We start from the raw sequence: 21,368 nt of genomic DNA on the forward strand, positions 1-21,368 counted from the left end.
AAAATCAACTACCGATTGCATAACGAGCCTTGGCGGCTGCACTTTGGTCGGTAAAGTCCTCTTCCAAGAATTTAAGATAGCCCACAATCCCGACCATGGCTGCATTGTCCGTACAATAAGCAAATTTTGGGATATAGGTTTTCCACCCCATGGTTTCTTCGGCTTCCTTAAGCCTGGACCTAATGCCCGAATTAGCAGCAACCCCACCTCCAATAGCAACCCGCTTTATTCCGGTTTGTTTTACAGCCAGCTTTAGTTTGTCCATCAAAATTTCCAAGATGGTATGCTGAACGGATGCACAAATATCCTTGATGTTTTCTTGGACAAAATCTGCATTTTTCTGTGTTTCCCGTTGCAAAAAGTAGAGAATGCTCGTTTTTAATCCACTAAAACTAAAGTTGAGACCCTCCACCTTGGGTTTTGGGAAGGGATATGCCTTAGGATTTCCTTCCCGTGCGTATTTATCCACCAAAGGCCCGCCTGGGTAGGGAAGTCCCATGAGTTTGGCACTTTTGTCAAAGGCTTCCCCAACGGCATCATCCAGGGTTTCACCCAAAACTTTCATTTCAAAATAGTTGTTCACCTGAACAATTTGGGTATGTCCACCGCTAATGGTCATTCCCAAAAAAGGAAATTCCGGTCTTTGGGTGTCCTGATCCTTAATAAAATGGGCTAAAATATGGGCTTCCATGTGGTTGACCTCGATCAAGGGTATATCCAATCCCAAAGCCAATGATTTGGCAAAGGAAGTGCCCACCAACAATGATCCCATAAGTCCTGGTCCACGCGTAAATGCTATGGCGGATAGTTGTTTTTTGTCGATATTTGCTTTGGCCAAGGCCTGATGGACCACAGGAACAATATTTTGCTGGTGTGCCCTGGAAGCCAATTCTGGGACAACACCTCCGTATTGCCTGTGAATTTCTTGCGTTGCCACCACATTACTGAGCACCTCGGTATTGCAAAGTACGGCCGCCGAAGTATCGTCACAAGAGGATTCTATGGCAAGGATGTATTTTTTTTCTGTAGTCACGGATTTTGGAACAAAAATTGGTCGAGCAAAGGTAAAACATAAAGCCCTATCAAAAAATTAAGGAAAATACTGTTGCGCTTGGTATTGGCAATTCTGCTGATCATGGTCTTAGGCTCCTTAATTTTGTCCATTCCAGCAGTGCAGACCCGGATGGCCAAATATGCAACTGAATCCCTTAATGCTGAGTTTGGCACCAACATCAACATTGATCGGGTAAGTCTTTCGCTTTTTAGTTTGAACACGGGTATCAAGGGAATTTATGTAGAAGATTACAAGAAGGACACTTTGGCCTACATTGAAAAACTTACTACCTCCATTTTGAACCTCAAGAATATGGCCGATGGTAAAATGGAATTTGGCGACATTGCCATTGACGGTTTGTTTTTCAATCTAAAGACGTATGAAGGAGAAAGAGACACTAATCTGGATGTTTTTGTGGCAAAACTGGATGATGGACAGCCAAGAGCTCCAGGTACACCACCATTCTTTATGGCTTCGGATGAAATAGAAATTGCCGAAGGGAGATTCAGATTGACCGATGAAAATGTGGAAAAACAGGTAGTCTTGGATTTTGTGGATTTAGAAGTCAAAGCCAAGGACTTTCAAATTCTGGGACCTGATGTGACCTTGGATATTGAAGAGCTGTCTTTGCTTAGTAAAAGAGGGGTGCGTTTGGAAAATTTGGCAACACAATTTACCTATACCAAGGAATACATGCGGTTTGAGTCCCTGAACATTCGCACCAAAGAATCAGAATTGAAAGGGCAGCTGGTTTTTGAATACGACCGTGAAGATTTTAAGGAATTCTTGGACAAAGTCAATATAAAGGCACAGTTTACAGAATCTACCGTGGCGTTGAATGATGTCAATAGTTTTTATAATGAATTTGGAAAGGATAGAACAGTTACTTTTTCTGGCGACTTTGGCGGGGTCTTGAATGCCATAGAGGTGAACAATCTTTACCTGGAATCTGGGCGAACGGGAATCCGGGGCGATTTCCAATTCAACAATATGTTCAGCAAGGATGCGCCTTTTGTGATGCAGGCTGAGATGAAAAATTTGACCTCCAGCTACTATCAATTAAGAGCAATCTTGCCCAATATTTTGGGAAAAACCATACCACCACCCCTGCAAAAATTGGGTCAATTTACCATTCGGGGAGATGCAGAGGTCACCGAAACCTCCCTGGACGTCCAGGTGAATCTGAACACCGCTATAGGAAGCAGTTATGCCGATCTTCAGATGACCAACATACAAACCAATGAAGATGCATCCTATATTGGGTTTATTTCCTTGCTTGATTTTGACCTGGGCAATTTTGTGGAAGAAGAACAATTGGGCTTGACTTCCATGGACGTAAATGTGGAGGGCAAGGGCTTGATTTCCGAATACTTGAACACAGAAATTATTGGGCAGGTATACAAGTTGGATTACAACGATTATATGTATACCAACATAAGGGTTTCAGGAATATTGAAGGAACAGCTTTTTGATGGATCCCTGGTCAGTAACGACCAAAATGTAAAATTTACTTTTGAGGGATTGGCCGACTTTGCGGAAGAAGAAAACCAGTTCAATTTTATTGCCTCTGTAGATCACGCAGATCTTAAGAAAATGAATTTTATTCAAGACAGTGTGTCTGTGTTTAAGGGAAACCTTAATATGAACGTTGCCGGAAGTACTTTGGACAATATTGTGGGGCAAGTACGTTTCTCCAATACCGTATATCAGAACAAGAATGAAACCTACTATTTTGACGATTTTGCCGTCACCTCGTCTTTTGATACAGATACTATACGAACAGTAGAAATTAATTCCCCAGACATTATTACAGGCTATGTGAAAGGCAAATTTAAGGTTGAGGAACTGGGTAGGTTGGTGCAGAATTCCATCGGAAGTATTTATACCAACTATAAACCCTTTGAAATCTCAGGAGGACAACATCTCAGTTTCAATTTCAAGATTTACAATAAGATTGTGGACGTCTTTTTCCCTGAGGTGGCCTTTGACCCCAATACATTTATTCGCGGAAACATAGTTTCTGATGAAGGGGATTTTAAGCTCACTTTTAAATCTCCCAGTATAAAAGCCTACGGAAATGAACTGGATGATATTGAGCTGAAGATAGACAATAAGAACCCGCTGTTCAATACGTTTGTTTCTGTTGCCGACATGTCCACCATTTACTATGACGTAAAGGATTTTAATCTGATCAATACCACCCTGAAGGATACCTTGTTCTTTAGAACAGAGTTTAAGGGTGGACGAGGTTATGACGACAGTTACAAACTCAACTTTTATCACACCTTTAATGAACAGAATAAATCTGTTATCGGGTTGAAGACTTCGGACATCAACTTTAAAGGCAATACATGGGTCTTAAATAAGGACGGGGATGATAAGAATAAGGTAATCCTTAATAAAACCTTGGATAGTATCCGGATTGAGGATGTGGTGATGGACAATAACAATAGGGAACAAATTAGATTAAGGGGTGAGCTGGCAGATTCTACCTATAAGGACCTGGACCTTCAGTTTAAAATTGTTTCCCTGAACAAGATTACCCCAGAAATTGATAGTTTGAAGTTGGATGGGTCGGTTGACGGATTCCTGAATATACTTCAGAAAGATGGCAATTATTTGCCCACTTCCAGTCTTAATGTTAGGGATTTTAGTGTGAATAATATGCGCATGGGGGATTTGGAAATAGGCATTTTTGGCAACAACGACCTTACCCAGTTTGGGGTGAATTCCTGGTTGATTGACAACGGAAAGGAAGTGATGAGTGTCAACGGTAAGGTGTTCAATCGCAACAACGAACAAGAGCTTAACCTCTTTGCCAATTTCACGGGCTTCCAACTGGAACCATTTAGTCCGTTGGGAGATGGGGTTATTTCCAACATTCGCGGAAGATTGGATGGCAATACCAGAATTGTAGGGAATTTGGACAATCCATCCATCAATGGGATACTGAGTTTGAATGATGCCGGCTTGGGGATTCCCTATTTGAATGTGGATTACAATTTTGCACCCTATTCACGGGTTCGCCTTTTTGACCAAACCTTTTACTTTGAACAAGTAGGAGTTTCAGACGTGGTGGAAGGTACCGAAGCTACTTTGGACGGCACTATAAACCATACAGCTTTTGGGGATTGGTCCTTGGATTTGGATGTGGACACCAACAATGATCGGTTTATGATCTTGAATACGGATTTTGATGAAGAAGCCCTATACTATGGAACCGGATTTATAAATGGAACGGGAAGTATTTACGGCCCCACGGATGCTTTGACCATTGCCGTGGATGCCACAACAGCCAGAGGTACTTCATTAAAAATACCCTTGAGCGATGTAACCACTGTTGGGGATTACTCCTTTATCAACTTTGTGGAAAAAAGCAGTGCCGAAGCGTTTAAGGAAGAAAGAGTTCTTGAAGATTACCAAGGTTTGGAAATGGCCTTTGACTTGGCCGTTACCCCAGATGCAGAGGTAGAAATTGTGGTGGACCAGGACACGGGAAGTTCCCTTAAGGGAACCGGGGAAGGAATTCTGTTGATTGAGATCAATACCAATGGGAAATTTAATATGTACGGGGAATTTGTGGCCGTTACCGGAGAGTATAATTTTAAGTACGGAGGGGTTATTGATAAAAAATTCCAGGTACGACCAGGTGGAACTATTTTATGGGAGCGAGATCCCTTGGAAGCACAGCTGGATTTGGAAGCGGTATACAGGCTCAATGCAAACCCTGCTCCTTTGTTGGATGGGCAGGCATACCAGTCCAGAATCCCTACGGAAGTGGTGGTGCGACTGGATGGGGAATTGGAAAGCCCAAACATAGCTTTTGACATTGATTTTCCAGGCACTAATTCTGTGGTACAGTCCGAGCTGGAGTACAGACTCCAAGATCCTACGGTAAAAGAACGAAATGCATTTTTCCTTTTGGCTCAAGGCACCTTCGTTGATGAGGAAGCCGGAATCAGCCAACAAGCGGTTACCGGCAATCTTATCCAAACGGCATCAGGATTACTCAACCAGATTTTGGGTGGAGAAAATGACAAATTCAATTTGGGACTGTCCTATGAGCAAGGGCAAATCAACAGGGAGGCAGATATTAGGACAGAAAATAGAATAGGGGTAACCGTTTCTACACAGATATCGGACAGAATCTTGGTCAATGGAAGGGTAGGGGTTCCTGTGGGTGGAGCCGGAGTATCGGAATCTGTTGTTGCTGGTGATGTGGAGGTTCAAGTGCTGTTGAATGAGGAAGGCACCTTGAGTGCCAAAATTTTCAATAGGGAAAATCAAATTCAGCAGTGGGCTGAACGTCAAGGGTATACGCAAGGTGTGGGGTTGTCGTATAAGGTAGATTTCAACAGTTTCAAAGAGTTGATGCAAAGGATCTTCAAAAAACAGGAAGAACAACCTGCCCCAAGGACACAACCGGAGCAATCCACAGAAATTATGGGCAAGGATAGCTTGATTCGCTTCGGCCAAAAAAATCGTGTTACCAAAAAGTCATTTAAATAGCGCTATTTTTTTTGATTATTCAATAAAATTTTCACGAAAACGTTTGAGAATTTTACTGAAATCAAATTAGTTAGTATGTCATTCGTAATTTAAATAAAGTTTCCTAGTTTTGGCTTTTTAAATCATTTAATGGCTTTAGAAATTAAGAAAATAGGCGTATTCACGTCGGGAGGTGATTCTCCAGGAATGAATGCCGCCATTCGTTCCGTTGTGCGAACTTGTGCATATTTGGAAATTGAATGTGTTGGGATTTACCGGGGATATCAGGGAATGATTGAAGGTGATTTTAAAACTTTGGACGCCCGTAGTGTCAATAACATAATCAACAAGGGGGGAACTATACTAAAATCTGCCCGTTGCGAGGAGTTCCGTACCCCGGAGGGGCGTAAGAAAGCCCACGACCAATTGGTCAAGGAAGGCATTGATGCCTTTGTGGTTATTGGAGGTAACGGAAGTTTTAGCGGGGCTGTACTTTTCAATGAGGAGTTCAACTTTCCCGTTATGGGAATTCCAGGTACCATAGACAACGATATTTTAGGTTCTACATATACTATTGGTTTTGATACCGCCATTAATACGGTAGTGGATGCCATTGATAAGATTAGGGATACAGCTAGTTCACATAACCGTCTGTTCTTTGTGGAAGTAATGGGCCGCGATGTGGGACATATTGCCTTAAACGCAGGTGTTGGCGCAGGAGCGGAGGAAATTCTGATTCCAGAACAAAACTTGGGATTGGAACGCCTGGTGGATTCCTTGAAACGAAGTAAAAAATCCGGAAAATCTTCCAGTATTGTCATTGTTGCCGAAGGGGACAAGATTGGTAAGAATGTTTTTGAACTTAAGGAATATGTGGAAGAACATCTTCCCATCTACGATGTAAGGGTTTCGGTACTGGGACACATGCAACGGGGCGGAAATCCTACTTGTTTTGATAGGGTACTTGCCAGTAGAATGGGAGTAAAGGCAGTGGAAAGCCTCTTGGAAGGGAAATCCAACTATATGGTTGGCATACGGGACAACAACCTGATTTTGACTCCGATTGCGGAGGCAATCAAAGCACATACGGACATTGATGAAGAACTCATCCGTGTCTCTGATATAATGACTACATAATTAAAACCAAATAAAGTAAAAATGTCAAATTTAAAAATAGGAATCAACGGATTCGGGAGAATAGGAAGATTGGTCTTTAGGGCTACTGTGAAAAGGGACAACGTTGACGTTGTGGCCATTAATGATTTGTTGGATGTAGAGCATCTTGCATATTTGTTGGAGTACGATTCTGTACATGGAAGGTTCGATGGAACTGTGGAAGTTAAGGATGGAAACTTGGTTGTGAATGGAAAAACGATTAGGATTACTGCTGAAAGAGATCCGAAGAACTTGAAGTGGGATGAAGTTGGTGCCGATATCGTTGCGGAATGTACGGGTATCTTTACCAGTTTGGAAACTGCCCAGTACCATATTGATGGTGGTGCCAAAAAGGTGGTTATTTCTGCTCCTTCCAAGGACGCGCCCATGTTTGTAATGGGAGTGAACCATCAAGATGTGAAAGCTTCTGATAACATTGTATCCAATGCTTCCTGTACTACCAACTGTTTGGCACCTATGGCCAAAGTTTTGAACGATAAGTTTGGCATTGTTGAAGGTTTGATGACAACCGTTCATGCTACAACTGCTACCCAAATGACAGTTGATGGTCCTTCCAGAAAAGATTATAGAGGAGGAAGAAGTGCATTGTTGAACATTATCCCTGCGTCTACCGGAGCTGCTAAAGCTGTGACCAAGGTAATACCTGAATTGGTGGGTAAGCTAACCGGGATGGCCTTTAGGGTTCCCACCGCAGATGTTTCTGTTGTGGATTTGACCGTTAAGTTGGGGAAAGAGACCTCATACGAGGAGATAAAAGAGGCTTTCAAAGAAGCTTCTGAAGGTGATTTAGCAGGAATTTTAGGTTATACCGATGAAGCTGTGGTATCACAAGATTTTGTTGCTGACGCGAGAACCAGCATTTTTGATGCGGGAGCAGGTATGGAACTGAACTCCTCTTTCTTTAAAGTAGTTTCTTGGTACGATAACGAAACTGGATATTCCAACAAATTGGTGGATTTGGCCGAGCACGTAGCAAGCCTATAATTTACTATCTTAATATAGAATTTCGGGAAGTGGTTATCTGCTTCCCGAAACCTAACTAAAAACCGACCTATGATATTGATTGTTGACAGTGGAGCAACCAAATCGGATTGGATTGCCTTGGATGAGAAAGGGGAGCAATTATTTATGACCCAAACCTTGGGACTTAGTCCAGAGGTACTCACCCGGGAGGTAATCGAGGATCGATTGGCCAACAATTTTGAATTGTCCAAAAACAAGGATATCGTAAGTCAGCTATATTTCTACGGTGCAGGTTGCGGAACCGATAGAATGAAGAATTTCCTTAAGGAAATCTTTAAAGATTTTTTCCCCAATGCCAAGGCAGAAGTTCGGGAAGACACCTATGCAGCCATTTATTCCACAACCAAGATTGGGCATCAAGGCATAGTTTGTATTTTGGGTACAGGGTCTAATTGTAGTTACTACGACGGCCACCAACTCTTTCAAAAAGTGACTTCCTTGGGATATATTCTTATGGATGATGGTAGTGGGAATTTTTTCGGCAGAAAATTACTTCGGGATTACTATTTCCATAAAATGCCACAAGATTTGGGCATGAAATTTAGCAAGGAGTATAATTTGGAAGCCGATGCCATTAAGGAAAACCTATACAAGCAACCCAATCCAAATACCTATTTGGCAACGTTTGCCCGTTTTATTATAGAAAATAAAGAACACCCCTACTGTCGTGGCGTTATCGATAAAGGATTGCAACAGTTTGTGAACAACTACATCATGCAGTTCGAACTGGCCACCAAGGTACCCATCAACTTTGTGGGTAGCATTGCCCATTTCCTAAGGGATGAATTGGCCACTGTTTTGGAGCGCAACGATTTGATTTTAGGGGTAATTAGGCGTAGACCCATAGAAGGGCTAATGGAGTTCCACAAGGAAACTATTTAACCGCAATCATAGAAATTTCCACATTCACAAACTTTGGAAGGTTAGCTACTTCCACGGTCTCTCTTGCCGGTGCCGTATCTGCATCAAAATAAGAACCATACACCTCATTTATTTGTGCAAATTGGTGCATATCCTTGATAAAGATGGAGGTTTTAATAACGTGCTCAAAAGTCATTCCCGCCTCTTGTAGAATAGCTTTTAAATTCTCCATGGATTGCCGGGTCTCTTCCTGAATATCTCCTTCTACCAAATTACCCGTTTTGGGGTCGATAGGGATTTGACCTGAAACATAAAGGGTGTCCTTGATCAATACAGCCTGATTGTACGGGCCAATAGGGGCCGGGGCATTTGGAGTGTTGATTATTTTTTTCATGGGGATATGATTTTGTTACAGCTAATGTTGACAAGTTAGCGAATTTACCTAACGCTTCTAAAGGGTTGACTTCGGTTTTCCCATTTCAAGTCACTCAAAATATTGGCCTTTATACCAATGAAAAAGTACCAACGCTCAAAACGTCCAAATGGAGTCCAATCAAAGCTCAACCTAAAACTGTCCAAATCCCTTTTAAATGCAAACCGCGTATCGGCAAATCCCTTGTTTTTAATATCGTAGCCAGAAGTCACACCAACCTCCCATTTTGGGGTTAGCTTCACATTTCCATTGAACATGATGGAATGGTTGGTAATTTCGTTTTGCCGGTTGCTGTTATTATAGGTAGCTACGTAGGTAATCCGCATGTCCCAGGGAATTTCATTGGCGTACAATGGATTATTTACTTCATCGTCGGTTTCCCGTTCTTCCCGGTCAAACTGGAATTCACCATCCCTCGCTCCCTTCAGCTCAAAGGGGTTGGCACTGTAATCAGGGTCTCTATCCTTAGAATCTTCCTTGTCTTTCTTTCCCCCTTTTTTGAACATTTCACTGTCCAGTCTGAAACCAGTGTTCAATCTAGCTGAGGTTAATCTAAAGAGACCACCCCCATTTTTTATATTGAAGGTATTGATTCGCCGTCCATTATTATCTATGGCATAAGGATCCAAGGTTGCCGAGAAGTTGATCGGTACATTTTTTATAATTTGGGTGGCCCCACTTACGTTCACCGGACTTAACTTAAGCGAATCCGCTTCAAAATTATAATTGGTGGAGAAGCTAAGGTTGCTCAATATTTGCACCTTCCGTGGTTCCAGAACCGTGGAATCCTTGTCTCTTACCTTAGCCTCTAACGTATTCTGAATGGCAAAGCCAATGGAGTTTCCTCGACTTAAGGAAGGTCTACCATAAATGCTGGTTTCAAAGGGAGTGTATTGCACTTCGTTATCCTCACCATCCGTATAGGTCTCATAGAATTTTTCAAATGATGGCGAATAGTTATAGCTTATGGATGGCCTTATCGTATGTCTTATGGCCTGGATTTTCTTGTCCTCCCCACGGTTAAAGGTTCCGTACAGTACAGTTCCAATACTGGCCCCCATGCTGTAGCGATTAAAACGGTCAAAACCAGCAATGGTATCGGTTACTACAGTTTGTTCATCTTGATCAAACCTCCTGTTGATGGTTTCCAAGGTCCACACATCCTCATAATTTCCATTCAAGCTTACACTGAGGTATTTAGCCACTTTAAAATTGGTCCCGATTGGGATTCGATGTCTGGCTCCAACACGGGCGTCCTCAAACATTTTACTGGTAAAAAAGTCCTCCTCCGTGGTCGTTATGCTGTTTTGCGCATTAACGTCATACTGAAAGTTGATATTTTGAAGGATTCCTTTTTTGATTCCATCACGTTTGGCTAACGGAAAAATACGTTCCATACTAGCCTGGAATGTTGGTAAGGACATGCTTATGGCTTGAGTTCTTGAGTTTTGCGAGTGCGTCAAGGTTAAACTGGTATTTACGGAGGGATAGGCCGGAAATGTCTTGGAATAACTAATGGACGATGCAAAAGTGTTGGTCTGCGTATTGGATCTATTTACCTGATTCAGCGAGTTGGTAAAGAACTGGCTACTACCTAAGTTCACCGATGCCGAGAACCTCGAGTACGGACTTGCCTTGGGATCCTGGGTATGTTGTATTCGGATGTTGTAGTTGCTGGTACGGCTAAAATCATCAAATCCTTTCTGGCTTCTGATTAGGTTTTCATAACTTATATTGATACCTCCGTTAAACTTATACCTTTTACGATACCGTGTTGCTGCTCGGAATCCGTAACTTCCGTTGGTGTAATAATCCCCGGTAAGGGCAATGTCCGCAATATCACCAATGGGGATGTAATACCCTCCGTTTTGAATAAAGTATCCCCGCTGTGGGTCATTCCCGAATGTTGGAAAAATAAGTCCTCCTTCCCGGCCTTGACTTAAGGGGAAATATGCAAAAGGTAGTGCTATGGGCGTCGGAACGTCAACAATGTAAAGGTTGCTATATCCGGCTATGATTTTCTGTTTGGGTACGAACTTGGCTTTTCGAATTCTAATGTAGTAGTCAGGGTCAACGGTATCTTTGGAAGTTGTTAGTTTCCCTTCGCTTAAAAAGTAAACGGAATCGTTTTCCTTTTTGGTCATTTCAGCATACACTTTCATGGCATCACTCCCCAGTTTTCCCAAACCAGCTTGCTGCTCCGATCGGGAATTCCATATTAGGGCCTTTTGTGTATCAAAATTAAAGCGAATGGAATCTGGTCTCACTTCATTGGACCCTTGTTTAAAAAAGGGCAACTGGGTATAGGTCCCGGTTGAGTCCCTTAACCTTCCGGCATACACTTCGTTTTTTACGTAGTCCATTACAATGACCCCAGCCTTTAATTCTGTATCCTGATAATAAATTTCTGCCTCGTCATACAGGTAAATTTTATTATCTTTCTGGCTCAACTTCACGTAGTCCTTGGCCTTATATTTGATTTTGTCCAGCAATAATGGTTTTTTACCTCGGACCGTATCCGCGGCCACGGAATCAACAGCAATGGAGTCATTCAGAATGTTGGCGGGTATTAATGGAGCCGTAATACTATCCTGCAATGGCTTTATGGGCAAAGGGATAATAGGATCTTCCTGAGCTCTTAGGATTAGTAAGTTACCGAGAAGAATAAATAGGAGAACTAGAAAATGTTTATTTGATTGCAACGCTATAAATCCTATTTTTGTGCTAGTTTGGCTCAGTTTTTGGGATCAAACTTACATATATTTTTTGTTCCGTTGATTGGGGATTACAATATTTTTAACCTTAGCGGAACACCTTTATTGTATAGTTCTTATGAATAAAAGTTGGTTATCTTTTCTTATAGTCCTTTTAATTGTTCCCCCCCTGACTTCGTTCACCAATAATGATACCGAAGTGCCTCCTAAAGATAAGTTTGTGGTTGTATTGGATGCTGGTCACGGCGGGCATGATCCAGGAAACTTAGGCAACGGGTACCTCGAAAAAAACATTGCGTTGGGGATTGTGCTAAAAGCGGGGGCCGAGTTGGAAAAGCACCCAGATATTAAAGTGGTGTATACCCGTAAGGATGACAGTTTTGTGGATTTATTTGTCCGGGGGGAAGTAGCCAATCAGGCCAATGCTGATCTATTTGTTTCCATACACTGCGATTCCCATAATTCGGATGCCTATGGAGCTGGTACTTTTGTTCTTGGTCTCCACGCCAATCGTCAAAATTTTGAAGTTGCCAAAAAGGAAAACTCCGTGATTTACTTGGAGGACAACTATGAGCAGCGCTATGCCGAATATGACATCAATTCTCCTGAATCCGTTATTGGATTGACCATCATGCAAGAGGAGTTTTTGGAGCAAAGTATTATGTTGGGCAAGAAATTGCAGGATAACTTCACCAAAAAATTAAGGCGGAAAGATCGCAAGGTAAAACAAGCGGGATTCATTGTATTGCACCAAACCTTTATGCCAAGTGTATTGGTAGAAGCAGGATTCCTGACCAATAAAAATGAAGGGGGCTACCTTAATTCTTCCAAAGGTCAAACAGAAATGGGAAAGGCCATCGCAGATGCCATATTAGCCTATAAAAATGACTTGTCAACCGTAGTGGAAACTTCATCCTCTCCAGTGGTCATAGAAGATTCGTCAGGTGCTGTGCATATGACAACACAAGACGAAGGACAGCCCAAACAAGAGGTTGCTGGTTCAAATACAAATACTTCACCGGAAAAAGAAACGGTCACAATTAAAAAAGAGGAAATAAAGACAGCGCCCAAAAGTGACGTTGTTTTTAAAGTACAGTTAATGGCGAGTGGTAAAAACATTCCCTTGAGAGGAGAGAACTTTAGAGGATTGGGAATGCTCTCCAAAGAACCTTTCAAGAACTTATATCGCTATATGTATGGCGAGGCCACCACATTTGATCAGGCCAAAAGACTTAAAACCCAGGCGGACGCCAAAGGCTATACCACATCTTACATTGTAGCCTACAAAAATGGGGTGAGGGTGCCCTTAAAGACCGTGCTGTAAGAGGTTACCAAAACCGTGGTAGCTTTGTCAAAATTATTCCTAATTTTGTTTAGAACCGTAAACCGAACCTTGTGAAACTATCCAGGGAAATTAAAACTGGGATTATTGTACTTACTGGAATCCTGGCATTCATTTTTGGCCTTAGTTACCTTAAATCCTCCTCCTTATTTGAAGACAGTAAAACCCTATATGCGGTTTATGATCATGTTGGAGGGTTGCAGCCCGGCACCCAAGTAACCATAAACGGCCTGGCTGTTGGCAATGTAAATAGCATCAAATTTAAAGACGGATCAGGAAAATTATTGGTCACTTTTTCAATTAACAATGATTTTGAGTTTTCCAAAAACAGCAAAGCTGAGCTATATGATACTGGAATCATAGGGGGAAAAGGTATTCAAATAAATCCAGTATTTGATGGTGCACCCAGTGCCAGGTCCGGAGATACCTTGATTACCAATACGAAACCTGGTTTAACCGAGTTGGTTCAGCAAAAATTGACTCCTTTACAAATGAAGGTGGAGGGTGCGGTATCTCACGCAGACACCTTGTTGATGAACGTGAACAAGGTGCTTGACGATCAAACCCGAAAGCAATTACGACAGAGCATTGCAGGCCTCAATGAGCTTATAGCATCGTTTAAAGTAAGCGCGGACAAGTTCAGTACCTTGTTGGAGAACAACAAGGAGCAACTGGACAATTCCCTGAAGAATGTGGATAAAATCACCACCAACTTCTCCAAACTATCAGATTCTTTGGCCAACGCAGGTTTGGCTGGAACAGTTTCCAATTTTAAGACCACCGTGGAAAAATTGAACACTGTTTTGGAAAAGATAGAAAAAGGGGAGGGATCCTTAGGAAAACTGACCCAAGACGAAAAATTATATGACAACCTTACTGCAGCTTCCAGGGAACTCGATTTATTGCTACAGGATTTCCGATTGAATCCGAAGCGCTATGTCAATGTTTCGGTATTTGGTAAAAAACAGAAGGATTACGAACTTCCGGAAAACGATCCCGCAGCTCAAAAACAGGAATAATAGATGGAATACATACCCAATATTTTATTCACCCTAGCCCTGATTTTTGGAATCGGATTTTTTATCAAAAATGTAAAAAAACTAACTAGGAACATCAAGTTGGGCAAGGATGTGGATGTAAGCGACCACAAGCCCCAACGGTGGAAAAACATGCTTCGTATTGCATTGGGACAGACCAAAATGGTAGTAAGACCAATTGCCGGACTCTTGCATATAATTGTGTACGCTGGCTTCTTGATTATCAATATAGAAGTGCTGGAAATTATCTTGGATGGCATCTTGGGAACCCATCGCATATTTGCGCCATTGGGAGCTGTTTATGACTTCCTGATCGGATCTTTTGAGATTTTGGCTGTTTTGGTCATTGTGGCGGTAGTCCTTTTTTGGATTAGAAGAAATACAATTAAACTACAGCGCTTTGTGAAGCCTGAAATGGAAGGTTGGCCCAAAAAGGATGGAAATATGATTCTGTATATAGAAATGGTGCTCATGTGTCTGTTTCTTACCATGAATGCGGCTGATTTTCAATTGCAGCAGCTGGATGCTCCACATTATGTAAAGGCTGGAGCCTTTCCTGTTAGTCAGTATATAGCCACCCTGTTTCAGGATTTTTCCATTTCCAATTTGATTTTGATTGAACGGAGCGCTTGGTGGGTTCATATTCTGGGCATTCTTGCTTTTTTGAATTACCTCTATTACTCCAAGCATCTCCATATAATTTTGGCCTTTCCCAATACGTTCTACGGAAAGTTGAAGCCGCAAGGGGAATTTAATAATTTGGAAGCGGTAACCAACGAGGTTAAGTTGATGATGGACCCATCTGCTGATCCCTATGCTGCTCCTGCCGATGATGCCCCGGAACCTGAGAAATTTGGTGCTTCAGATGTTACGGATTTGAGTTGGGTACAGTTGATGAATGCATACACCTGTACGGAATGTGGTAGATGTACCTCGGAATGTCCGGCCAACCAAACAGGAAAAAAACTTTCCCCCAGAAAGATTATGATGGACACTCGTGACCGATTGGAGGAAGTGGGCAAGATTTTGGACGCCAACAAAGGAGAGTTTGTTTCGGATGGAAAACAACTATTGGATGACTACATTACAAGAGAGGAACTCTGGGCATGTACCACATGCAATGCCTGTGTACAAGCATGTCCTGTTAGCATAGATCCACTTTCGATAATTGTAGAGATGAGAAGGTATTTGGTCATGGAGCAGTCCGCTGCGCCAACCGAATTGAACAATATGATGTCCAATATTGAAAACAATGGGGCTCCTTGGCCTTACAACCAAATGGACCGATTGAACTGGGTAAACGAATAAATGAAGTCCTATGAGTGAAGCACTTACAGTGAAGACCATGGAAGAGTTTATGGCTGAAGGCAAACAGCCCGAAATATTGTTTTGGGTGGGTTCAGCCGGTAGTTATGATGATAGGGCCAAAAAAATTTCTAGGGCTTTCGTGAAAATTTTGAACAAAGCCAATGTGGACTTTGCAGTTTTGGGTCCCGAGGAAAGTTGTACTGGGGATGTGGCCAAGCGTGCTGGCAACGAATTTCTGTTCCAAATGCAGGCCATGATGAACATTGAAATTCTAAATGGCTACGAAATAAAGCGAATTGTTACTTGCGATCCCCATTCTTTCAATACCCTTAAAAATGAATACCCTGGTCTGGGAGGGAATTACGAAGTTGTTCACCATACACAATACATCAAGGAATTATTGGATGATGGACGTCTGTCCTTGGAAGGCCAAGTCTATAAAGAAAAACGCATCACCTTTCACGACCCTTGTTACTTGGGAAGAGCCAACTCGGTTTATGAAGCACCAAGGGAGGTGCTCAGGAAAACCAATGCGGATATAGTGGAAATGAAGCGCCATAAAAAAACGGCATTGTGCTGTGGTGCTGGCGGGGCACAGATGTTCAAGGAGCCTGAGAAAGGGGATATGGATGTAAATGTATTGCGAACCAAGGACGCCTTGGAAACCAAGCCCAATATCATTGCCACCGGCTGCCCGTATTGCAATACCATGATGACTGACGGAATTAAGGCACATGAAAAAGAGGATAGTGTTTCTGTTTTGGATGTAGCCGAACTTATTGCAAATTCTATTTAAGATGCTAATTGACTTTGAATCCCTTGCGGATAATTCGAGAATATGGATTTATCAGTCCAACCGAAGCTTTACGGAGGACGAATTGGAAGAAATTGAAGCTGGACTATCCAGTTTCTTGCAGGAATGGACTGCTCATGGAAGCGATCTACAAGCAGGCTTCGAGATACGATATAAACGTTTTATCATCATTGGTTTGGATCAGTCCCAGTCAAGCGCATCGGGCTGTTCCATTGATGCTTCCGTCCATTTTATACAGCGTTTGGAGCAAAAATATGGTGTGGAGCTTATGGATAGGATGAACGTCTCTTTCAAGCAAGGCGAGTACGTTGCTTATAAGTCTTTGAAAGACTTCAAAAAAATGGCAAAAGCAAAGTCCATTTCCAAAAACACCACTGTTTTTAACAACCTTGTGGCCAATAAATTGGAGTATCTGGAACATTGGGAAGTTCCTGCCGGAGAAAGCTGGCATTCCCGTTTTTTATAGAGGATATCTGTAAATTATCCCAATTTCAGTGCATTGTTCGATGAAATACAATATTTTTATCAGCAATAAGTATATGCCCTAGAAAGTTACTTATGCGGATAAACTTTTACTTTCCCCTCTTTTTATTTGTTCTAGTTAGTATGCAGGCCCAGCACAATCCGTTGGTGGCCAACGATACTTTGGCACAACAGAACTGGGTGGATGCCCAGTACAATGCCATGACGTTGGAAGAGCGGATAGGTCAATTGTTTATGGTCATGGCAACTTCCAACCAGAACAGGGAGGCCAGCGATAAAATAAAGAAATTGGTTGAGAAGCATCATATTGGCGGAGTGGTATTTTCCAGAGGAGGCCCGGTGCGACAAGCCAAATTGACCAATGAATTTCAGGAAGCTTCCAAAACACCTCTTTTGGTTGGTTTGGATGCCGAATGGGGGCTCGCCATGCGTTTGGACTCCACCCATGCATTCCCTTGGAATATGACCTTGGGAGCTATCAAGGACAGTTGTATTATTGAAAAAATAGGGTTTCAAATTGGAAAACACGCCAAAAGACTTGGAGTCCACATCAATTTTGCGCCGGATATCGACGTAAATAACAATCCACAGAATCCAATTATTGGGAATCGTTCCTTTGGGGAAGACCCCAAAAGTGTTGCCCAGAAAGGTATTGCATTTATGGATGGTATGGAAAGGGCTGGGGTTTTATCCTGTGGGAAACACTTTCCCGGTCATGGAGATACGGCAACGGACTCCCACAAATCACTTCCTATAATTGAGTCCACTAAGCAGCGGTTGGATACTGTGGAACTGCTTCCCTTTAAATCTCTGATAGAAAATGGGCTTAGTTCCGTTATGGTGGCTCATTTGGAGGTGCCTCAAGTGGAATTTTTGAGGGCAGGACTACCTTCTTCACTTTCGGATCAGGTGATTACAGAGCTTTTACAAAATGAATTGGGATTTAAAGGCTTGGTGGTAACGGATGCACTTAATATGAATGCCGTTTCTGAATTTGCGCCAGAGGGAGAAGTGGAACTCAATGCCTTTCTCGCTGGGAATGATATGCTTTTGATGCCCAAGGATGTACTTCAGGCCAAGGAAAAGCTTGTAGAAGCTTATAATAGGGGGATTGTTACCGAATTGCGATTATCAACATCCGTCAAAAAGATTTTGATGGCAAAGTACAAGGTGGGGCTACATGAGTATAGGCCAGTTGAGCTTGATGGGCTTCATGAAGATTTGAATACGGTAGATAACGATGCCCTTCATGAAGAAGCCATGGAAAATGCGATTACCGTGGCCAAAAACAATTTTTCCTTGCTGCCAATCAAGAAATTGGAGAACAAAAAAATTGCCTATGTCCACTTTGGTGATGATTCTGGCGAAACTTTTTTCCAAACCTTGAACCAATATGCTGAAGTGACTGAGATAAAGGCCAAGGATGCAGCGGGCTACCGAAATCAGTTGACTCCATTTAATTTGGTGATCATAGGTTTTCATAAAAACAATTCGAGCCCCTGGAAATCCTATAAGTTTTCCAAAAACGAATTGTTCTGGCTTCAGGAAATTTCAAGATTGCGAACAAGCAACACCATTCTGGCACTTTTTGCAAAACCTTATGCGCTATTGGATGTTGCCAAATTTGATACCATCGATGCCTTGGTGGTAGGGTATCAAAATAGCGAAATTGCGCAGGAAAGTGTCGCGGAGGCCATCTTTGGGGCTATTGGGGCCAATGGAAAGCTACCGGTATCGGCACATCCAGATTTTCCGGTACATACTGGGATTCGACTCAAACCGCTGCAACGATTGGGATATACCATCCCCGAAAGGGTAGGAATGAGTTCTGGAAAATTGGCCGCTGTGGACAGTTTGGTAAGACAGGGATTGGATTCTTTGATGTACCCTGGTGCCCAAGTACTGATTGCAAAAAAAGGAAAGGTGGTTTATCATAAGAACTTTGGAAAACCAACCTACACCTCAGAAGAGATTATTGACGAATCCCATATCTATGATTTGGCTTCCTTGACTAAAATTCTGTCTACTTTGCCCATGATCATGAAGATGGAAGAGGAAGGAAAAATAGCCTTGAACAACACATTTAAAGAATTGGTTCCAGAGTATGAGGAATCTGAATTGAAGGATGTAACCGTATTAAAAGCCTTGTCCCACTACGGTCGACTTCCAGCTTGGATTGCATTTTATATCCAGACTTTGACCAAGAACAGAAGACCTTCCCCTGATTTTTATAGAAGCACGCCAACGGAGGGGTATTCGTATAAGGTAGCAAACAACCTTTATTTAACCGATGCCTACAAAGATTCCATATATAATCGGATTGGAAGGCAAGAATTAAAATCCAACAGATACCGCTATAGCGATGTTGCCTATTATGTGTTTAAAAAGTACATAGAAGAGACATACGGAGAATCCATAGATAAGTTGGTCAATGACTTTTTGTATATCCCCATGGGACTAAAAAGGACCACGTTTAACCCTTTGGATAGGTTTTCCAAAGAGGAAATAGTCCCCTCAGAAGAGGACAATTACTACCGACACCAGACCATTCAAGGTTATGTGCATGATATGGGAGCGGCCATGCAGGGAGGTGTTGGGGGCCATGCAGGTTTGTTCAGCAATGCCAATGATGTGGCCAAGATTATGCAAATGTACCTTCAAGGTGGGGTGTATGGAGGGGTTCGGTTCTTGAATGAGCGTACTATAAGAAAATTCAACACCTGCTACTTCTGTCATAAGGATGTTAGAAGGGGAGTAGGGTTTGATAAACCGCAACTGAAGGAAAAGGGGCCAACCTGTGGTTGTGTGTCCAGAAAGAGCTTTGGACATAGCGGGTTTACAGGAACCTATACCTGGGCGGACCCGGATGAGGAGTTGGTTTATGTGTTTTTATCCAATAGAACATACCCTTCGGCATCAAACACGCTTTTGGTAAAATCAGGACTGCGCACCCGAATTCAGCAAGCTATTTATGATTCCATTATAAATTAGAATGTAAATATTGCTTTAGATTTGTTCCTATGAAAATTGCAATAGTTTGTTATCCCACTTTTGGAGGTAGTGGTGTTGTAGCTACCGAATTGGGAATTGCCCTGGCCGAACGTGGACACGAGATTCATTTTATAACCTACAAACAACCAGTACGTCTGGAACTTTTGGGCAACAACATCCATTTTCATGAGGTGCATGTACCAGAATACCCTCTGTTCCATTATCAACCGTATGAATTGGCTTTATCCAGCAAATTGGTTGATACGATTAAATTCTATGGGATAGAACTCTTGCATGTACATTATGCAATTCCTCACGCCTATGCCGGATTTATGGCTAAAAAAATGTTACAGGAAGAAGGCATATTTATACCTATGATCACCACCCTTCACGGCACGGACATTACCTTGGTAGGCAAACATCCTTTTTACAAACCGGCAGTTACTTTTAGTATCAATAAATCAGATGTTGTCACTTCCGTTTCTGAAGCATTGAAGCAGAGCACTCTGGAGACCTTTGCAATTGAAAAGGAAATTGAGGTTATCCCTAATTTCATAGATAGCTCTAAATACAGTCAGGATTATACAGATTGCCAAAGGTCGTTGATGGCCAATGATGATGAGCGGATTATCACACACATCAGTAATTTTAGAAAGGTAAAACGTATACCGGATGTGATCAATATCTTTTATAAAGTCCAAAAGGAAATTCCCGCCAAATTGATCATGGTAGGTGAAGGACCGGAAAAAGAATACGCGGAGCAGCAGTGTGAAGACCTGGGAATCAAGGAAAAAGTGGTTTTCTTGGGGAATAGTACAGAAATTGATAGGATTCTCTGCTTTACTGATTTGTTTTTATTGCCTTCGGAATCAGAGAGTTTCGGATTGGCTGCTTTGGAAGCGATGATTAATAGAGTAGCGGTAGTATCCAGTAATACCGGAGGTATTCCCGAGGTGAACAAAGAAGGAATATCAGGCTATTTGGCTGAGGTTGGGGATGTGGATACCATGGCAGTAAAAGCATTGGAGATACTTTGTAATGATGAAGTTTTGGACAGATTTAAGGAAAATGCGTTTAAAGTGGCCTCCAAGTTCGATATTTTGAATATTTTGCCCTTGTATGAAGAAGTTTACGAAAAAGCCTTTAAATACAGATTCAAGAATACCTATTGATGTATGAAGTACACCCTGTTGATTATACTTGTTTGCATGGCTTCCTGTAAGGCACAGAAGGAAGGTCAGTCCCAAGGCGACCCAGACATTGTGCTGATAGCCCAGGATGGATTTAGTGGCATACAGGAATATGAGGCTGCGGCCATTAAGGATACCAAATCCTTAAACAAGTTCTATTCCCGAATCAACAGAACTAGAAAACCTGGCCTTCCCGTACCTGTGGTAGATTTTTCGCAGGAGATGGTTGTCGTGATTTGTTTGGGCGATTCTAAAGGTCAGCCAAAACCGTCACTTGCCAGAGTAACCGAAACAGATACGGACATGTCATTGGCTTTGGACTTGGGCAACGCTTCCAAAGAAGAAATTCAAACCACCGTAATCTCAAATCCCTTCTACGTATTTAAGATGCCTCTGACCACCAAAAAGGTGGATATTCAGAAAGTAGCAAGGTAGCTTACCGATACTTTTTGCC

15 protein-coding genes are annotated in these 21,368 nt (G+C 42.2%); 12 read left to right on the forward strand and 3 right to left on the reverse strand.

Going from position 1 to position 21,368, the window contains the following annotated elements:
* Window positions 1-4: 4 nt before the first annotated feature.
* Window positions 5-1,033, reverse strand: a complete 1,029-nt coding sequence (gene tsaD / locus FGG15_RS01110; protein WP_138832335.1) for a tRNA (adenosine(37)-N6)-threonylcarbamoyltransferase complex transferase subunit TsaD — start codon at window positions 1,031-1,033, stop codon at window positions 5-7.
* 102 nt (window positions 1,034-1,135) lie between these two features.
* On the opposite strand from tsaD, the gene FGG15_RS01115 reads away from it, so the two are divergent.
* The 4 genes from FGG15_RS01115 to FGG15_RS01130 all read left to right on the forward strand — a co-directional run bounded on the left by FGG15_RS01115 (window position 1,136) and on the right by FGG15_RS01130 (window position 8,623).
* Window positions 1,136-5,563 (forward strand): translocation/assembly module TamB domain-containing protein, encoded by a 4,428-nt coding sequence (locus tag FGG15_RS01115; protein ID WP_138832337.1) that lies wholly within the window; start codon window positions 1,136-1,138, stop codon window positions 5,561-5,563.
* Window positions 5,564-5,692: 129 nt separating this feature from the next.
* On the forward strand, window positions 5,693-6,679 hold the full coding sequence (gene pfkA / locus FGG15_RS01120) for a 6-phosphofructokinase (RefSeq protein WP_138832339.1): 987 nt from the start codon (window positions 5,693-5,695) through the stop codon (window positions 6,677-6,679).
* Between the two features lie 21 nt (window positions 6,680-6,700).
* Window positions 6,701-7,702, forward strand: a complete 1,002-nt coding sequence (gene gap, locus FGG15_RS01125; protein WP_138832341.1) for a type I glyceraldehyde-3-phosphate dehydrogenase — start codon at window positions 6,701-6,703, stop codon at window positions 7,700-7,702.
* Between the two features lie 69 nt (window positions 7,703-7,771).
* Window positions 7,772-8,623, forward strand: coding sequence for an N-acetylglucosamine kinase (locus tag FGG15_RS01130; protein WP_138832343.1), 852 nt, complete (start codon window positions 7,772-7,774; stop codon window positions 8,621-8,623).
* Here FGG15_RS01130 and FGG15_RS01135 read toward each other — a convergent pair.
* A complete protein-coding gene (locus FGG15_RS01135) occupies window positions 8,616-8,996 on the reverse strand; it encodes a RidA family protein (protein WP_138832346.1) in 381 nt (126 codons plus the stop codon). The genes FGG15_RS01130 and FGG15_RS01135 overlap by 8 nt on opposite strands.
* 44 nt (window positions 8,997-9,040) lie before the next feature.
* Entirely contained in the window at window positions 9,041-11,737 is a 2,697-nt protein-coding gene (locus FGG15_RS01140) for a putative LPS assembly protein LptD (protein WP_138832348.1), read from the reverse strand.
* Between the two features lie 130 nt (window positions 11,738-11,867).
* Here FGG15_RS01140 and FGG15_RS01145 point away from each other — a divergent pair, with 130 nt between their 5' ends.
* The 8 genes from FGG15_RS01145 (at window position 11,868) to FGG15_RS01180 (ending at window position 21,349) form a co-directional block, all read left to right on the forward strand.
* Complete coding sequence (locus FGG15_RS01145) at window positions 11,868-13,073, forward strand: N-acetylmuramoyl-L-alanine amidase family protein (protein ID WP_138832350.1); 1,206 nt, start codon at window positions 11,868-11,870, stop codon at window positions 13,071-13,073.
* Window positions 13,074-13,144: 71 nt separating this feature from the next.
* Complete coding sequence (locus FGG15_RS01150; protein ID WP_138832352.1) at window positions 13,145-14,110, forward strand: MlaD family protein; 966 nt, start codon at window positions 13,145-13,147, stop codon at window positions 14,108-14,110.
* Window positions 14,111-14,113: 3 nt separating this feature from the next.
* Window positions 14,114-15,436, forward strand: a complete 1,323-nt coding sequence (locus tag FGG15_RS01155; RefSeq protein WP_138832354.1) for a 4Fe-4S dicluster domain-containing protein — start codon at window positions 14,114-14,116, stop codon at window positions 15,434-15,436.
* A gap of 10 nt (window positions 15,437-15,446) precedes the next feature.
* On the forward strand, window positions 15,447-16,232 hold the full coding sequence (locus tag FGG15_RS01160; protein WP_138832356.1) for a (Fe-S)-binding protein: 786 nt from the start codon (window positions 15,447-15,449) through the stop codon (window positions 16,230-16,232).
* A 1-nt stretch (window position 16,233) separates the two neighbouring features.
* Window positions 16,234-16,716, forward strand: a complete 483-nt coding sequence (locus FGG15_RS01165; protein WP_138832358.1) for an ABC transporter ATPase — start codon at window positions 16,234-16,236, stop codon at window positions 16,714-16,716.
* Between the two features lie 92 nt (window positions 16,717-16,808).
* Window positions 16,809-19,724 carry a glycoside hydrolase family 3 N-terminal domain-containing protein gene (locus FGG15_RS01170; protein ID WP_138832360.1) on the forward strand — a complete coding sequence of 972 codons (2,916 nt, stop codon included), beginning with the start codon at window positions 16,809-16,811 and terminating at the stop codon, window positions 19,722-19,724.
* A 29-nt stretch (window positions 19,725-19,753) separates the two neighbouring features.
* Window positions 19,754-20,896 (forward strand): N-acetyl-alpha-D-glucosaminyl L-malate synthase BshA, encoded by a 1,143-nt coding sequence (gene bshA / locus FGG15_RS01175; RefSeq protein ID WP_138832362.1) that lies wholly within the window; start codon window positions 19,754-19,756, stop codon window positions 20,894-20,896.
* A 3-nt stretch (window positions 20,897-20,899) separates the two neighbouring features.
* On the forward strand, window positions 20,900-21,349 hold the full coding sequence (locus tag FGG15_RS01180; RefSeq protein ID WP_138832364.1) for a hypothetical protein: 450 nt from the start codon (window positions 20,900-20,902) through the stop codon (window positions 21,347-21,349).
* Window positions 21,350-21,368 lie beyond the last annotated feature (19 nt).

The sequence above is a fragment of the Flagellimonas algicola genome (genome assembly GCF_005937185.1).
Taxonomy (GTDB): Bacteria; Bacteroidota; Bacteroidia; order Flavobacteriales; family Flavobacteriaceae; genus Flagellimonas; species Flagellimonas algicola.

Bases quoted from the DNA above. Each gene is read 5' to 3' on its own strand.
- FGG15_RS01115 (WP_138832337.1), top strand. From the start codon at position 1,136: ATGGTCTTAGGCTCCTTAATTTTGTCCATTCCAGCAGTGCAGACCCGG.
- pfkA (WP_138832339.1), top strand. From the start codon at position 5,693: ATGGCTTTAGAAATTAAGAAAATAGGCGTATTCACGTCGGGAGGTGAT.
- gap (WP_138832341.1), top strand. From the start codon at position 6,701: ATGTCAAATTTAAAAATAGGAATCAACGGATTCGGGAGAATAGGAAGA.
- FGG15_RS01130 (WP_138832343.1), top strand. From the start codon at position 7,772: ATGATATTGATTGTTGACAGTGGAGCAACCAAATCGGATTGGATTGCC.
- FGG15_RS01135 (WP_138832346.1), bottom strand. From the start codon at position 8,996: ATGAAAAAAATAATCAACACTCCAAATGCCCCGGCCCCTATTGGCCCG.
- FGG15_RS01145 (WP_138832350.1), top strand. From the start codon at position 11,868: ATGAATAAAAGTTGGTTATCTTTTCTTATAGTCCTTTTAATTGTTCCC.
- FGG15_RS01155 (WP_138832354.1), top strand. From the start codon at position 14,114: ATGGAATACATACCCAATATTTTATTCACCCTAGCCCTGATTTTTGGA.
- FGG15_RS01160 (WP_138832356.1), top strand. From the start codon at position 15,447: ATGAGTGAAGCACTTACAGTGAAGACCATGGAAGAGTTTATGGCTGAA.
- FGG15_RS01165 (WP_138832358.1), top strand. From the start codon at position 16,234: ATGCTAATTGACTTTGAATCCCTTGCGGATAATTCGAGAATATGGATT.
- FGG15_RS01170 (WP_138832360.1), top strand. From the start codon at position 16,809: ATGCGGATAAACTTTTACTTTCCCCTCTTTTTATTTGTTCTAGTTAGT.
- bshA (WP_138832362.1), top strand. From the start codon at position 19,754: ATGAAAATTGCAATAGTTTGTTATCCCACTTTTGGAGGTAGTGGTGTT.
- FGG15_RS01180 (WP_138832364.1), top strand. From the start codon at position 20,900: ATGAAGTACACCCTGTTGATTATACTTGTTTGCATGGCTTCCTGTAAG.